This is a genomic window from Microbacterium sp. UMB0228, from assembly GCF_002871415.1.
Classification (GTDB): Bacteria; Actinomycetota; Actinomycetes; order Actinomycetales; family Microbacteriaceae; genus Microbacterium.
In genome coordinates, this window is the sequence record NZ_PNFU01000005.1 from 182,474 (window position 1) to 196,146 (window position 13,673).

At 72.4% G+C, this 13,673-nt stretch carries 14 protein-coding genes; 3 read left to right on the forward strand and 11 right to left on the reverse strand.

Features of this window, described 5'->3' with window-relative positions:
* Positions 1-247: 247 nt before the first annotated feature.
* The 10 genes from CJ226_RS13110 to hemE form a co-directional block, all read right to left on the reverse strand.
* Positions 248-1,570: a glutamate-1-semialdehyde 2,1-aminomutase gene (locus CJ226_RS13110; protein WP_102209443.1), complete on the reverse strand. Its 1,323-nt coding sequence runs from the start codon at positions 1,568-1,570 to the stop codon at positions 248-250.
* Between the two features lie 90 nt (positions 1,571-1,660).
* Positions 1,661-2,638 carry a porphobilinogen synthase gene (gene hemB / locus CJ226_RS13115; RefSeq protein WP_062637133.1) on the reverse strand — a complete coding sequence of 326 codons (978 nt, stop codon included), beginning with the start codon at positions 2,636-2,638 and terminating at the stop codon, positions 1,661-1,663.
* Positions 2,635-3,432: a uroporphyrinogen-III synthase gene (locus tag CJ226_RS13120; protein WP_025104869.1), complete on the reverse strand. Its 798-nt coding sequence runs from the start codon at positions 3,430-3,432 to the stop codon at positions 2,635-2,637. The genes hemB and CJ226_RS13120 overlap by 4 nt, the downstream gene beginning before the upstream one ends.
* Positions 3,429-4,430, reverse strand: a complete 1,002-nt coding sequence (hemC, locus tag CJ226_RS13125; protein ID WP_025104870.1) for a hydroxymethylbilane synthase — start codon at positions 4,428-4,430, stop codon at positions 3,429-3,431. The genes CJ226_RS13120 and hemC overlap by 4 nt, the downstream gene beginning before the upstream one ends.
* A 5-nt stretch (positions 4,431-4,435) precedes the next feature.
* A complete protein-coding gene (gene hemQ / locus CJ226_RS13130) occupies positions 4,436-5,113 on the reverse strand; it encodes a hydrogen peroxide-dependent heme synthase (RefSeq protein ID WP_174235391.1) in 678 nt (225 codons plus the stop codon).
* Positions 5,114-5,192: 79 nt separating this feature from the next.
* A complete protein-coding gene (locus CJ226_RS13135; RefSeq protein ID WP_062637140.1) occupies positions 5,193-5,465 on the reverse strand; it encodes a hypothetical protein in 273 nt (90 codons plus the stop codon).
* Complete coding sequence (locus tag CJ226_RS13140; protein WP_025104873.1) at positions 5,452-5,859, reverse strand: phage holin family protein; 408 nt, start codon at positions 5,857-5,859, stop codon at positions 5,452-5,454. The genes CJ226_RS13135 and CJ226_RS13140 overlap by 14 nt, the downstream gene beginning before the upstream one ends.
* A gap of 1 nt (position 5,860) precedes the next feature.
* Positions 5,861-6,289, reverse strand: a complete 429-nt coding sequence (locus CJ226_RS13145; RefSeq protein WP_062637142.1) for a hypothetical protein — start codon at positions 6,287-6,289, stop codon at positions 5,861-5,863.
* A 169-nt stretch (positions 6,290-6,458) separates the two neighbouring features.
* Positions 6,459-7,967: an NAD(P)/FAD-dependent oxidoreductase gene (locus CJ226_RS13150; RefSeq protein WP_102209444.1), complete on the reverse strand. Its 1,509-nt coding sequence runs from the start codon at positions 7,965-7,967 to the stop codon at positions 6,459-6,461.
* A 206-nt stretch (positions 7,968-8,173) separates the two neighbouring features.
* A complete protein-coding gene (hemE, locus tag CJ226_RS13155) occupies positions 8,174-9,196 on the reverse strand; it encodes a uroporphyrinogen decarboxylase (RefSeq protein WP_062637146.1) in 1,023 nt (340 codons plus the stop codon).
* Between the two features lie 72 nt (positions 9,197-9,268).
* On the opposite strand from hemE, the gene CJ226_RS13160 reads away from it, so the two are divergent.
* The 3 genes from CJ226_RS13160 to CJ226_RS13170 are packed head-to-tail and all read left to right on the forward strand — an operon-like array spanning position 9,269 to position 11,644.
* Positions 9,269-10,585 (forward strand): glutamyl-tRNA reductase, encoded by a 1,317-nt coding sequence (locus CJ226_RS13160; protein WP_102209521.1) that lies wholly within the window; start codon positions 9,269-9,271, stop codon positions 10,583-10,585.
* A 25-nt stretch (positions 10,586-10,610) separates the two neighbouring features.
* Positions 10,611-11,219: an HhH-GPD-type base excision DNA repair protein gene (locus CJ226_RS13165; protein WP_102209445.1), complete on the forward strand. Its 609-nt coding sequence runs from the start codon at positions 10,611-10,613 to the stop codon at positions 11,217-11,219.
* Complete coding sequence (locus CJ226_RS13170) at positions 11,219-11,644, forward strand: DUF1801 domain-containing protein (protein WP_102209446.1); 426 nt, start codon at positions 11,219-11,221, stop codon at positions 11,642-11,644. The genes CJ226_RS13165 and CJ226_RS13170 overlap by 1 nt, the downstream gene beginning before the upstream one ends.
* Before the next feature lie 90 nt (positions 11,645-11,734).
* Here CJ226_RS13170 and CJ226_RS13175 read toward each other — a convergent pair whose 3' ends face one another.
* Entirely contained in the window at positions 11,735-13,414 is a 1,680-nt protein-coding gene (locus tag CJ226_RS13175; RefSeq protein WP_102209447.1) for an ABC-F family ATP-binding cassette domain-containing protein, read from the reverse strand.
* Between the last annotated feature and the right edge of the window lie 259 nt (positions 13,415-13,673).

The following is a 13,673-nucleotide window of genomic DNA, read 5'->3' on the forward strand; positions in this document are numbered from 1 at the left end:
CACAACGATCCCTTGTCGGTATCCCTCAGTCCTGCCCTCACGGCTCCTTCGCGAGGACAGGCTCCCACGCACGAACAGGCGCTGCCGCGGGCGGAAGCCGGGCTCCGCGCGAAGGCCTGTTGCCGACGGCCTTCGCGCCTGCAGGCGTTCGCGGGAGATCAGGCAACGGGGTCCAAGGGTTCCTATCCCCGCGCGGCTGCCTGTTCTCACGCGAACGAGCCACGCGACCGACCAGCGGGAGGAGCGGTCAGGGGCGCGCGGTCTGGGCGGCCTGGGCGGCGTGCGGCAGGGCGGCCTCGATGCGCTGGAGCTCGTCCTCGCCGTGCGCGGCGGTGAGGAACCAGGCCTCGAAGACGCTCGGCGGCAGCGCGACGCCGTGCTCGCGCATCGCGTGGAAGAACGCCGCGTACCGGAACGACTCCTGCGCCTGCGCCTCGGCGTAGTCACGCGGGGCCGAGGCGCGGAACGAGGCGCTGAAGAGGTTGCCGGCGGAGGCGAGGGCGTGGGTCACTCCGGCCTCGGCGAGCGCGCGGTCGAGAGCCGACGAGACCCGAGCGGCTGCGGCGTCGACCGTCGCGTAGACCTCCGGCGTCGCGAGGCGGAGCGTGGCCAGGCCCGCCGCCACCGACAGCGGGTTCCCGGAGAGCGTCCCCGCCTGGTAGACGGGACCGAGAGGCGCCAGGAGGTCCATGACCTCGGCGCGACCGCCGAGAGCCGCGAGCGGCATTCCGCCGCCCACGACCTTGCCGAAGGTGAGGATGTCGGGAAGGTAGTCCTCCCCCGCCTCCGCCTGGAGTCCCCAGAAGCCTGCCGGGTGCACCCGGAAGCCGGTGAGGACCTCGTCGAGGATCATCAGAGCACCGTGCGCGTGGGCGGTCCCCGCGATGAGGCGGTTGAAGCCCGGGAGCGGGGGCACCACGCCCATGTTCGCGGCCGAGGCCTCCACGATGACGGCCGCGATGCGGGGACCGTGCTCGGCGAACACGGCAGCGAGCGCCTCGGGGTCGTTGTAGCGGATCACGAGCGTCTGCGCGGCGATCGGCGCGGGCACGCCGGCCGAACCGGGCAGCGCGAGCGTGGCGACCCCGGAGCCCGCCTCGGCGAGCAGGCCGTCGGAGTGGCCGTGATAGTGGCCGGCGAACTTCACGAGCAGATCACGGCCGGTCGCGCCGCGGGCGAGGCGGATCGCGGTCATGGTCGCCTCGGTGCCCGTCGAGACGAGACGGACGCGCTCCACGGGACGGATCTCGCCGAAGCGGACGCGGTCGGCGATGAGCGCGGCGAGCTCGACCTCCCCCTCGGTCGGCGCGCCGAAGGAGAGCCCGCGGGTGGCGGCCTCCTGCACGGCGGCGACGACCTCGGGCTGCGCGTGTCCGAGCAGTGCGGGACCCCAGGAGGCGACGAGGTCGACGTACTCGCGACCCGCGGCGTCGGTCACGGTGGCGCCGCGCGCCGAGGCGAGGAACCGCGGCGTCCCGCCGACCGACCCGTAGGCCCGCACCGGAGAGTTCACCCCGCCGGGGATCACCGCACGGGCGGCAGAGAAAAGGTCGTCATTGCGGTCGGTCATCGAGGCTCCTCCGTGATGCACGGCGCTCTCCCGGCATCCCTTCCAGGCTAACCCGCCGCCTGCCCTTCCGAGGCCGCGGCCGACGAAGGCTCAGCCGCGCAGCCAGCGGGCCGCTTCGGTGGCCCAGTACGTCAGCACCGCGTCAGCGCCCGCCCGGCGGATCGACAGCAGCGACTCGAGGACCGCGGCGCGCCGATCGATCCAGCCGTTCGCGGCGGCGGCCTCGATCATCGCGTACTCGCCCGACACCTGGTATGCCCAGACCGGGACGGTCACGGCGTCGCGGACCTCGCGGAGCACGTCGAGGAAGGCCATCGCCGGCTTCACCATGACGATGTCCGCGCCCTCGTCCTCGTCGACCAGCGCCTCCCGCACGCCCTCGCGACGGTTGCCGGGGTCGAGCTGATACGTGCGGCGGTCGCCCTGAAGCTGCGAGTCCACCGCTTCGCGGAACGGGCCGTAGAACGCACTCGCGTACTTCGCGGCATACGCCAGGATCAGGGTGTCAGTGAAGCCCTCGGCGTCGAGCGCCTGACGGATCACGGCGACCTGGCCGTCCATCATCCCGGACAGCCCCAGCAGCTGCGATCCCGCCCGCGCCTGGGCGAGGGCCATCGAGGCGTATCGCTCCAGGGTCGCGTCGTTGTCCACCGAGCCGTCGGCGGCGAGGACGCCGCAGTGCCCGTGATCGGTGAACTCGTCGAGGCAGAGGTCGGTCTGCACGACGAGCGCGTCGCCGACCTCGGCCGCCAGCGCCTCGGTGGCGACGTTCAGGATGCCCTGCGGGTCGTCCGCGCCGGAGCCCCGGGCGTCGCGCACCGCGGGAACGCCGAACAGCATGACCCCGCCGACCCCGGCCTCCGCAGCCTCCACGGCCGCGGAACGCAGCGAGTCGATCGAGTGCTGAGCGACGCCGGGCATCGATCCGATGGCGACCGGCTCGCTGATGCCTTCGCGGACGAAGAGCGGGAGCACGAGCTGACGCGGCTCGAGAGAGGTCTCGCGCACGAGGTCGCGGACGGCGCGCGACTGACGCAGTCGGCGCAGGCGGATGTCGGGGAAGCTCACGGCGCGAACTCGTCTGCCGCGTGCGGAAGGGTGAATTGTGACACGGCCTCGATCAGCGCATCGATGGTCTGCCGGTCGGCGACCACCGAGACGGGCAGGCCGGCGCGCTCGGCGTCCTTGGCTGTCCGCGGGCCGATCGCCGCGAGCAGCGTCTCGTCCGGGATCTCGGGGAACTGCTCCCGCACCTGCTCGGCCACCGAACCGCTGGTGATGAGGATCGCGTTGATCCGGCCGTTCTCGACGTCGCGCCGGATGCGCTCCGTCACCGGCACCCCGACCGTGCGATAGGCGACGACGCCGTGCACGTCGTGTCCCGCCTCGGACAGCAGGATGCTCAGGACGGGCTTGGCGATCTCGCTGCGCAGCGCCAGGATGCGGCGCGGCTCGTGCTCCAGAGCGATGAGCTGCTGCGCCATCCCCTGCGCGGAGTTGTCCTGTTCGGGGACCAGGGCCACCTCGTAGCCAACGGCCTGCAGCGCCGCGGCCGTCGTCTCCCCCACGGCCGCGATCTTCGTGGTCTTCGGCACGACGGCGCGGTGGGCGAACAGCACGTCCACCGTGGTCGCGCTCGTGACGGTCAGCCAGTCGAACTCGCCGGCCGCGAGCTGCTCCAGCGCACGGTCGAGGGTCGCCTGATCCGTGGTCGGAGCGAAGTTGATGAGCGGGGCGACGACGGGGACGGCGCCGAGAGCGCGGAGGCTCGCGGCGACGCTGTCGCCCCAGGGGCCGCCACGGGGCACGAGGATGCGCCAGCCGTCCAGCGGTCGGTCCTGCTTGCTTTCAGAAGTGGTCATGACAATTCGGATTGCTCTTGAGGGACGAGGTCGGCCGCCCCTTGATCGAGCAGCCGACGGGCAACAGCGAGCCCGAACTCACGCGCTGCGTGCATCGGGTCTGCACCATCGGCAGCATCCGCACCATTGCCACTGCCGTTCCGATGAATATACTCCCCGTTCAGGGCTTCCGTGACGTCCAGACCGATCCGCCGACCGCCGTCCGGGGCATAGACGACCGTCCTGACGCGGATCTCGGAGTCCTGGACGACGGCGTGCGCCGCCATGGGGGCTTGACAACCGGCGTCCAGTCCCTCCAGGATGGCGCGCTCGACGGTGATCGCGAGCCGCGTCTCCCGATGATCCAGCGCCGACAGCGCCGTGCGCAGCTCCTCCGGCGCGTCCGCCCGTGTCTCGACCGCCAGGGACCCCTGGCCGGGAGCGGTCGGCCATTCCGCGAGGCCGAGCTCCTCGCGCTGCAACGGGGAATCCGTGCCGAGTCGCGAGAGGCCGGCGGCGGCGAGGATCACGGCGTCCAGCTCTCCGGAGGTGACGCGCGCGAGGCGGGAGTCGACGTTGCCGCGGATGTCCACGACGTGGGCGCGAGGCGCACGGCGGTGGACCTGGGCGATACGTCGCGGCGACCCGGTACCCACGGCGCTCCCCGCCGGGAGCTCGTGCAGCGGGATGCCGTGTCGGGTGAGCACCACGTCGCGGGCGTCCTCCCGTCGGGGCGTCGCGGCGATGACGAGCGACTCCGGCACCGCGGTGGGGAGGTCCTTGAGGGAGTGCACGAGGAAGTCGCACTCGCCGGCGAGGAGGGCTTCGCGGAGACGGGTGGCGAAGATGCCGAGGCCGCCGATCTCCGACAGCGAGGCGCGATTGGTGTCGCCCTCGCTCGTGATCGGGACGAGTTCGACGCGGCGACCGGTGACCTTCTCGAGCGCGGCGGCGACGTGACCGGACTGCGCCTGCGCGAGCGCGCTGCGACGGGTGCCGAGACGGATGGGGGTGCTCATGGCGCTTACTGCAGCACGTCCGCGATCTCGTCGAAGCGCAGGCGGCGCCCCGTGTAGAAGGGCACCTCCTCCTTCACGAACATGCGGGCGTCGGTGTAGCGGAGGTCCCGCATCATGTCGACGAGGTCGGTCAGCTCGTCGGCTTCCAGCGGCAGCAGCCACTCGTAGTCGCCGAGGGCGAAGGAGGCCACCGTGTTCGCGATGACGCCGGTGAACGCCGCACCCTTGCGTCCGTGATCGGCGAGCATCGCGCGACGCTCGCTCTCCGGCGCGAGGTACCACTCCGGCGTGCGGACGAACGGGTAGAGGCAGAGCCAGTCCTTGGGCTCGATGCCGCGGAGGAAGCCGGGGACGTGCGCCCGGTTGAACTCCGCGTCACGGTGGACGCCCATGACGTTCCACACCGGGAGGAGCGAGCGCAGCATCTCGGTGCGGCGCAGGCGGCGGAGGGCCTTCTGCAGCTCCTCGGCGGTGGCGCCGTGCAGCCACACCATGAGGTCGGCGTCGGCCTTGAGGCCGGAGACGTCGTAGAAGCCGCGGACGGTGACGCCGGAGTCCTCGACGTGCGAGACGATCGACTCGAGCTCGGTCGCATCGTTCTCGGTGACGGGGGCGTCGGGGTTGCGTCGCCAGACGGCCCAGAGGGTGTAACCGGACGGGTTCTCTTCGCGCAGGTCGGACATGATCCCAGTCTGCCCCCTTTGCGGAGGCGCCGCTAATCAGGGGAATACTGCCCCCGCCCGAGGGCGGTGCGGGGGTGGCTCAGCGCGCGATGGCGCGGGCGATGGCCCACACGGCCCCGCCGACGGCGGCAGCGATCCCGACCGTCGCGGCGATCGCGGCAGCCGGATTGCGGTCCGCGAAAGCACGCGCCTTGACGGCGGCGCGCGCCGACGCCTTCTCGACGCGCCGCGGGATGTTCCCCTTGATCTCGATGGCGGCGAGGGCCGCCTTCAGCTCGGCGCGCGCGGAGGCGACGGGGTCGACGATTCCCGCGGGGACCGCGGTGCGCGGCAGCGACTCAGGGGTGCTCATCGCCGGCCTCCTTCACGATTCGGATGTCTTCGGCCACGGCCTGTGCCGGGTTCTGGCGACGGAGCACCTTGCGGAACTTCAGGATGCCGAGCAGTGCGAACAGCAGCACGGCGATGATGAGGATGCCGAACACCGCCAGCGCGGACAGCCACACCGGCCACCACGACGACAGTCCCGCGATCGCGAAGACGAGGATGACGGGCACGGCCCAGAACAGGAAGAACAGCGCGACGAGGAACCAGACGGAGCCGACCCCCGCGTCCTTCGCGGTGCGCGACACCCACGCCTTGGCCGCGTCGATCTCGGCCTTGACGAGATTGGTGACGAGCTCCGGCAGGTCGCCGAGCAGCGTCAGCAGACTGTCGTCGGCGCGATCCCGATATCCGCGGGGCATGTCAGTCGTCGGACTTCCGCGGGGCGGGCTTCGTCGCGGCCGGCTTCGTCGCGGCCGGCTTCGCCGCGGCGGGCTTCTGGGCCTCGGCGGCGCGCTCCTTGACCTCGTCGACCGCGTCCTCCGCGGCGTCCGAGATCTCCTCCGCAGCGTCCTTGCCGGAGGCGATGACGGCATCGAGCTTCTGCCCGGGCGTGCCGTCGCCGGTGACGGACTTGACGATCTTCACGGCACCGGTCCAGACGGCACCGGGGACCGCGGCGGCCTTGTCGCCGACGAAGCCCTTGACCTTGTCGACGCGCTCCTGCACCGGGTCGGTGTTCCAGACCTTCAGCCACTGCGTCTTGATCTGCTCGTAGCGCTCGCGTCCTGCGCGGGTGCCGAGCACATAGCCGACGCCGAGTCCGACGACGAGTCCGATCTTCCCCTTCATGGGGTCTCCTCACGTTGTTCCGGCTGTGGTCCGTCCCGGGGGACGCCGATCGCCCGCGTCTCCACCGCGATCAGGTACCCAGCGTAACGCCGTATGCCGATTTCGGCATCAATCGATCAGAGGGTTGACACGGAGGCGTCGAGCGCACTCGCGCGTGCTCGTCGGACGCTCAGTCCCAGAGGAGAGCGCGGCGCAGGCGGTCCGCCTCCTCCGCAGCGTCCGGCACGACCTGCGCGAGCCCCGTGCCCGCGAGCCAGGCGCCCACAGCGGCCAGTCCCGGAACGGCCTGCACGGCCTGACGGGCTGCGGCACGCCGCTCCCCCGAGCCGATGATCGACGCGGGCTGCGCCTGCACGAAGCGCCCACGATGACCCGCCACGACCTGGTCGGGCGACAGCGGGATGCCCAGGAGCGCCGAGGCCTCCCGACGGGCGAGGTCGATCGCGGCCTCGTCATCCAGCGCCGCGGTGGCCGCCGGTTCCCCCTGCGCACCGAAGGAGACGCGGACCACTTCACGGTCGCCCGCGGCCTCCCGCACCCACGACCACTTCGCCGTGGAGTGTGTGAGCGCCTTCGCCGTGTGGCTGTGCGGAACGGTGAGCACGCCGGTGCCGCGGGGCGGGGTGCGCAACGCCGGCGCGTCGAGCAGCAGACTGATGATCTCGATCTCGGGGGCGGGGGCGGCGTCGGCGGCCGCGAGGGCGGGTACGGCGCCCGCGAGCAGCTCCCGCGCGCCGTGCTCGGAGGTCGCGACGATCACGGCGTCGGCGACGAGTTCCGCCTCCTGGGTCACTTCCTCCCCCTCGGTCGGCCCCTCCGCGGCGGGCTCCTCGACCACGACGCGCCAGGTGGTGCCGTCGGTGGTGAGGCGACGGGCCCGGACGCGAGTACGGACGGTCGCACCGAGTTCGTCGAGGTCGGCCGCGAGGGCGTCGACGAGCACGCTCATGCCGCCGACGAGCCCCTCGACGGCAGCACCGGGGGTCTTCGTGCCGCGCGACGCACCCTCTCCGCGGAGGGCCAGCACCGCTCCGGACAGCGATCCGACGCGGGTGAGGGCGGCGTTGAGCCCGGGGGCGGCGACATCGATGTCCACGTCGTCCGGGGATGCCGAGTAGACGCCCGTGGTGACGGGGGCGACGAGGCGGTCGCGCACCTTCTCCCCCATGCGCGAGGCGACGAGGCGGCCGAGGCTCAGCTGGTGCCCGATCGTGAGCGGCGGTCGCACCCGGTCGAGATAGGCCCGCCAGGCGCCCGACCAGCCGATGATGCGGCGGACGTCGTCCTGGAACGGATTGCCGGGGATGCCGAGGATGCCGCCGGCCGGGAGTGGTGCCGCGCCGCCGCCGGGGATTCCGGCGAGCCACGCCCCTCCCGCCTGCGGCGTCACGACGCGGTCGGAAAGGCCGAGGTCGTCCACGAGGGCGCGGACATGCCCGCCCTTCGTCGCGTAGCTCTCCGCCCCGGCGTCGACGACGACCCCGTCCAGGGCGACCCTGCGGATCACGCCGCCCAAGGCCTCGGACCCCTCGAGCAGCGTCACCCGCATGCCGACCTTCGCGCACTCACGGGCGGCCACCAGTCCGCCGACGCCGCCTCCCACCACGACGACGTGCTTCTGTGCGGCGCGGGCGGCAAGGTCGGCCGGTTCGGCGGGTGCGGGGCGCTCAGGGCTCATGCGTCCATCCTTTCACCGCCCCTGTGCTTCGAATCGCCCGATTGGCCGGATAATCGCCGCAGATGCAGCCAGGTGCGCGATTCGAACGGAGGTCAGGCCGGGGGGGCTTCGGCCTGTCGGATCTGCGGCTGGCGCGCGCGCTTCGAATCGCGTGAGTGGCTGCATTCGGGCCGCAGATGCCGCAAAGCAGGCGATTCGAACGGAGGTCAGCCGGCGTGCACGAGCTCCACGATGCGCGTGAGCTGGTCGGGGTCGGTCTCCGGGGGCACGCCGTGGCCGAGGTTGAGGATGTGCCCGCGGGCCGCGCGACCGCGCTCGAGCACGTCGCGGACATGCGCCTCGAGCACCGGCCACGGCGCGCCGAGGAACGCGGGGTCGATGTTGCCCTGCACCGACACGTCGGGGCCGAGGATCGCGGCGGCCTCGTCGAGGGGCAGCCGCCAGTCGACCCCCACACCGTCCGCGATGCCGTCGAGCCGCATGTCGCCGAGGAAGGGCCCGGTGCCGACGCCGAAGTGGATCGTCGGGATGCCGATGCCGTCCAGAGCCGTGCGGGAGTGCGGCGCCACGAAGGCGCGGTAGTCGGCGGGGCTGAGGGAGCCCGCCCAACTGTCGAAGAGCTGCACGACCGCGGCGCCGGCATCGCGCTGCGTCTCCAGGAACCGCCGCGAGATCTGCGCCAGCCAGCCCGCGAGACGGTGCCAGGCCTCGGGCTCCGCGTGCATCATGCCGCGGGCGCGCAGGTGCTCCTTGGACGGACCGCCCTCGACGAGGTACGCGGCGAGGGTGAAGGGCGCCCCCGCGAAGCCGATGACCGGAGTGTCGCCGAGCTCCGCGACGACGATGCCGACCGCCTCCGCGATGGCGCTGCCGTCCAAGCTCTCCGGGTCGATCGCCGTGATGCGGTCGACGTCCGCGACCGTCCGCACGGGGTTCGCGAACACGGGGCCGCGGCCGGGCTCGATCTCGACCTCCACGCCGGCGAGACGCAGCGGGATGACGATGTCGCTGAAGAACACCGCCGCGTCGACGCCGTGCCGTCGCACCGGCTGGAGGGTGATCTCGGCGGCGAGGTCGGGGGTGAGGCAGGCGTCGAGCATCCTCGTGCCGACCCGCAGCTCCCGGTACTCGGGCAGGGAGCGGCCGGCCTGGCGCATGAACCAGACCGGAGCGGTGGCGGGGCGGTCGCCGGTGAGGGCGCGCAGCAGCGGGGCGTCGGAGAGTGCCATGCCCCCATCCTCCCATCCGGCGTATAGGGAGCAGCCGAGTCCCGGCTTCGGATGCTCGGGTACAATCGGAGGGTGCTGCTGTGTGTGACGGCGAGTCACAAGACCGCCTCCTTCGAACTGCTCGAACGCCTGAGCCGCACCCCCGACGACGTCGCTCCCACCATCGTGGGCATGGCGCCGTGCGTGCAGGGTGCCGTGGTCCTGGCGACGTGCAACCGCTTCGAGGCGTACGTGGAGATGGACGAGCCGGTGACCGCGGCCGGCGCCATCGGCGTGGAAGCCGTCATCGAGGCGGTCGAGTCCGCCACCGGAATCCCCGCTGCCGACCTCGACGGCGCCTACGCCGTACACTCCGGTCGCCGCGTCGCCGAGCACCTCTTCTCCGTCGCCTCCGGCCTGGAGTCCGTCGTCTCCGGTGAGGGCGAGATCGCCGGCCAGGTCCGTCGGGCGCTGAAGTCGGCCCGCGAGGACGGCACCACCTCTCCCGAGCTCGAGCGGCTGTTCCAGCGCGCGAGCCAGGCGCAGCGCAAGGTCAAGAACGTCACCGCCCTCGGCCGCGCCGGTCGCTCGCTCGTGCGTCTCGCGCTGGAGCTCGCCGACAGCCGCATCGCCGACTGGTCCGCCGAGCGCGTGCTGCTGGTCGGCACGGGCGCCTACGCGGCCGTCACCCTCGCGACCCTGCGCGAGCGCGGCGCCGTCGACATCTCGGTCTACTCTCCCTCCGGCCGCGCCGAGATCTTCGCGGCGAAGCACGACATCCGCCCGGTGCCGGCCGAGGAGTACGCGCGCACGGCGGCGCACTCCACGTTGCTGATCACCTGCACCACCGCGACCGAGCCCGTGCTCGGCCCGGAGCACCTGCAGTTGCCGGTCGGCCTCGCCGCCGCGGGCTGCCCCGTCGTCGCGACCAGCGGCACCACCGGTGTCCCGAGCCGACTGGTGGTCGACCTCGGCATGCCGCGGAACGTCGACCCGGCCGTGGCTGCGCTGGAGGGCGTCGCGCTGCTCGACCTGGAGACCATCCGCCTGCACGCCCCGCTGGAGGAGCTGCAGGCGACGGACGCCGCCCGGAGCGTCGTCCGCGAAGCCGCGGAGACCTTCCACGTGGTCGGCGCCCGCCAGAGCGTGACCCCGTCGGTCGTGGCCTTCCGCTCGCACATCTTCGAGCTGCTGGAGCGCGAGATCGACCGCGCCCGCGCCCGTGGTGACGAGGATGGCAAGGTCGAGCAGGCGCTGCGGCACCTCTCGGGCGTGCTGCTGCACACGCCGACCGTGCGGGCTCATGAGCTCGCCGCCGCCGGCCGCGCGGACGAGTTCGCCGCCGCGCTCGCGACGCTGTACGGGATCACCCCTGCCGCGGACGCGGTCGAGGACGCCGCCACAGCCTGATTCGGCGGGGTGGGAGACTGGACTCATGGCCCTTCACATCACCGGAGACACCGCCGCCGACGCCCTGCTGACCGAGAACCCGACGGCTCTGCTGATCGGCATGCTGCTGGACCAGCAGATCCCCATGGAGACCGCGTTCACCGGACCGCTCAAGATCGAGCAGCGGACGGGGGCGGCGGATGCTGCGGCGATCGCGGGCATGGCACCCGAGGAGTTCCTCGAGGCCTTCCGGCAGACGCCTGCGGTGCACCGGTTCCCTGGCTCCATGGCGACGCGGGTGCAGACGCTGTGCCAGGCGCTCGTCGACGACTGGGACGGGGATGCCGCCTCCCTGTGGACGCGCCCGTCGACAGGCTCGAGCCCTTCGACAGGCTCGGGGACCCAGCCGAGCGGTGCCGAGGTACTCAGACGACTCAAGGCCCTTCCCGGCTTCGGTGAGCAGAAGGCGAAGATCTTCCTCGCCCTCCTCGGCAAGCAGTACGGGTTCACTGGCGAGGGCTGGCGGGAGGCTTCGGCGCCCTACGGCGAGGACGGGTCGTACCGCAGCGTCGCCGACATCGTGTCGCCGGACTCGCTGACGAAGGTGCGCGAGTACAAGAAGGCGATGAAGGCCGCGGCGAAGGCGGCGAAGTAGTGCAGCCGACCGGGGACGACGTCGCGGGGCTGATCGCCCGCTCCTCCCCGGCCGTGCGTCGCCGTGATGCCGAGACGCTGACCGCTCTCCTGCAGGACATCACCGGGCGAGAGCCGCAGACCTGGGGGTCGATCATCGGCTTCGGCTCCTGCCATTACCGCTATCCCACCGGGACGGAGGGCGACAGCGGCATACTGAGCTTCGCCCCCCGGAAGGCCGCGACCACGATCTACCTCCTCGATGGGGTGGACGCCCACGCGGAGGCTCTCGGCGCGCTCGGCCCGCACACGACGGGGGTGGGCTGCCTCTACCTCAAGGACCTCGACGAGGTCGACCTCGATGTGCTCCGCGGGATCCTCGAGCGTTCGCTCGCCTGGGTCGAGTCCGGCGGCGACGCGCGCATGCAGCTGTCGGTCACGTCGTAGCTCTCGCCCTGTTGCCGAGACCCCGGGTTCCCGCCGAGACCCCGGCGTGCGGACGCGCGGAGTCCGGGGTCTCGGCGGGGAGGCGGGGTCTCAGGTGGTGGCCACCCCCTCGTCAACCTGCACGCGCTGTGCGTCCGCCGCGTGACGACGCCACCGCCGATCGTGCGTCACCGTGACGACGGCGGCGGGGTGGTCCGCGAGAGCGGGCTCGAGCTGTTCCACGAGCTCGGGATCCAGGTGGTTCGTCGGCTCATCGAGCAGCAGCAGATCGAACGGCGACGACAAGGCGACCGCGAGATCCAGCCGCCGACGCTGCCCGACGGAGAGAACCCGCACGTCGCGGTTCACCTCCGACCCGCGGAAGAGTCCATGAGCCAGGAGAGCGTCGTGCGCATCCGCCGGCGGCGTCCCGGTCCGAGCCGCGAAGACTTCGACGGCGGAACCCCGCTGGCGCGTATCGACCTCCTGCCGGAGGAACGCGATCCGCAGCCCGTCCCCGCGGACGAGCGTCCCGGATGCGGGGAGAAGCTCGCCGGCGAGGAGACGGAGGAGTGTCGTCTTCCCGGCTCCGTTCGGCCCGGTCACGAGCCACCGCGAACCGGCCTCGATCGTCCACGGCGACACGGCGAGCCGTCGTCCGGGTTCGCGGAGGGACACGGCCTCGAGCGTCAGGAGCGGGTCGTCGAGCGGTGCGCGATCCTCTGCCGCGACCACGAACCGCAGGGGCTCGGGCGGCGCCGGGCACGGGTTGTCCCGGAGCCGCGACAGCCTCTCCTTCGCCATGCGGATGCGCCCGACGGCACCGTGGTCGCGGCTCCGCGCCCGGAACGCACCATGACCGAAGCCGTCGAGCTCGAGCTTGCGCGGGATCGCCTGCAGCCGGAACGCGTTGGCGGCGAGCAGGGCCTCGGTGCGGGCGACCTCGGCCTTCCACTCCTCGTGGCGCGCGACAGCCGCCCGGCGTTCGGCCTCGCGCGCCCGCAGGAACCCCACGTAACCATCGCCGTAGCGACGGATCCGACCGTCCTCCACCTGCACGACAGCCGTCGCGAAACGGTCCAGGAAGTCGCGGTCGTGCGTCACGACCACCAGCGCTCCCCGATGCGCCGCGAGACGGTCCTCGAGCCAGGTCAGCGCCCGGTCGTCGAGGTCGTTCGTGGGCTCGTCGAGGAGCAGCAGCTCGGCTCCGGAAGAGAGGGCGACCGCGAGAGCGAGCCGCGCGCGCTCTCCGCCCGACAGCGCGGCCACCGTTCGCCCGCGGTCCAGCCCGCCCAGCCCGAGCTGTTCGAGGGCGGTGTCGATGCGACGGTCGACCTCGTATCCGCCGCGGGACTCGAAACGGTCCTGCAACAGGGCCACGGCGGCCATCTGCTGCGCACGCTCGGAAGGGGTCGCCGCGGCGAGGAGATCGTACGCACGGGCGAGGGCGTGCTCCAGCGCGCGGAGGTCGCCGAGGAACTCGTCGATGGCGTCAGCCACCTTCGCTCCGTCCGCGAACACCGGGTTCTGCCGGGCATGCGCGATCCCGCCGGGGAGGTCGAGCCGCACCTCCCCGGACGTCGGCGCGAGAACACCGGCGAGCAGATCGAGCAGAGTCGACTTCCCGGCGCCGTTGTCGCCGATGACGGCGAGGCGGTCGGCGGGGCCGACGACGAGGTCGATCCGGTCCAGGACGAGTCGGTCGGCGAACCGGACGGAGGCGGCCCGCCGCGCGCACTCGCGATGAGTGCGGGCCGAGGAGTCGGAAGGGGTCGAGGGTACAGGGAACATGAGGGGTCCTCTCCCGCGGCGCACGCGCACCGCCGGGATCTGCGTCGATGACGCGGGGAACAGGAACCTCGACCGCACCCGGAGCCGGGCGCGTTCGCTCAGGACCCACCGCGGAGAAGAGCTCTCGACGCGGCGTCCCGATCTAGCGAATCAGAGTACCCACGAGGAGCGACCATAGCAGGGCCGCTCAGCGTCCGCCAGACCCCGCCTTCCCGGCGAGACCCCGACGTACCCCCGCACGCGCCCCGGGGTCTCGGCG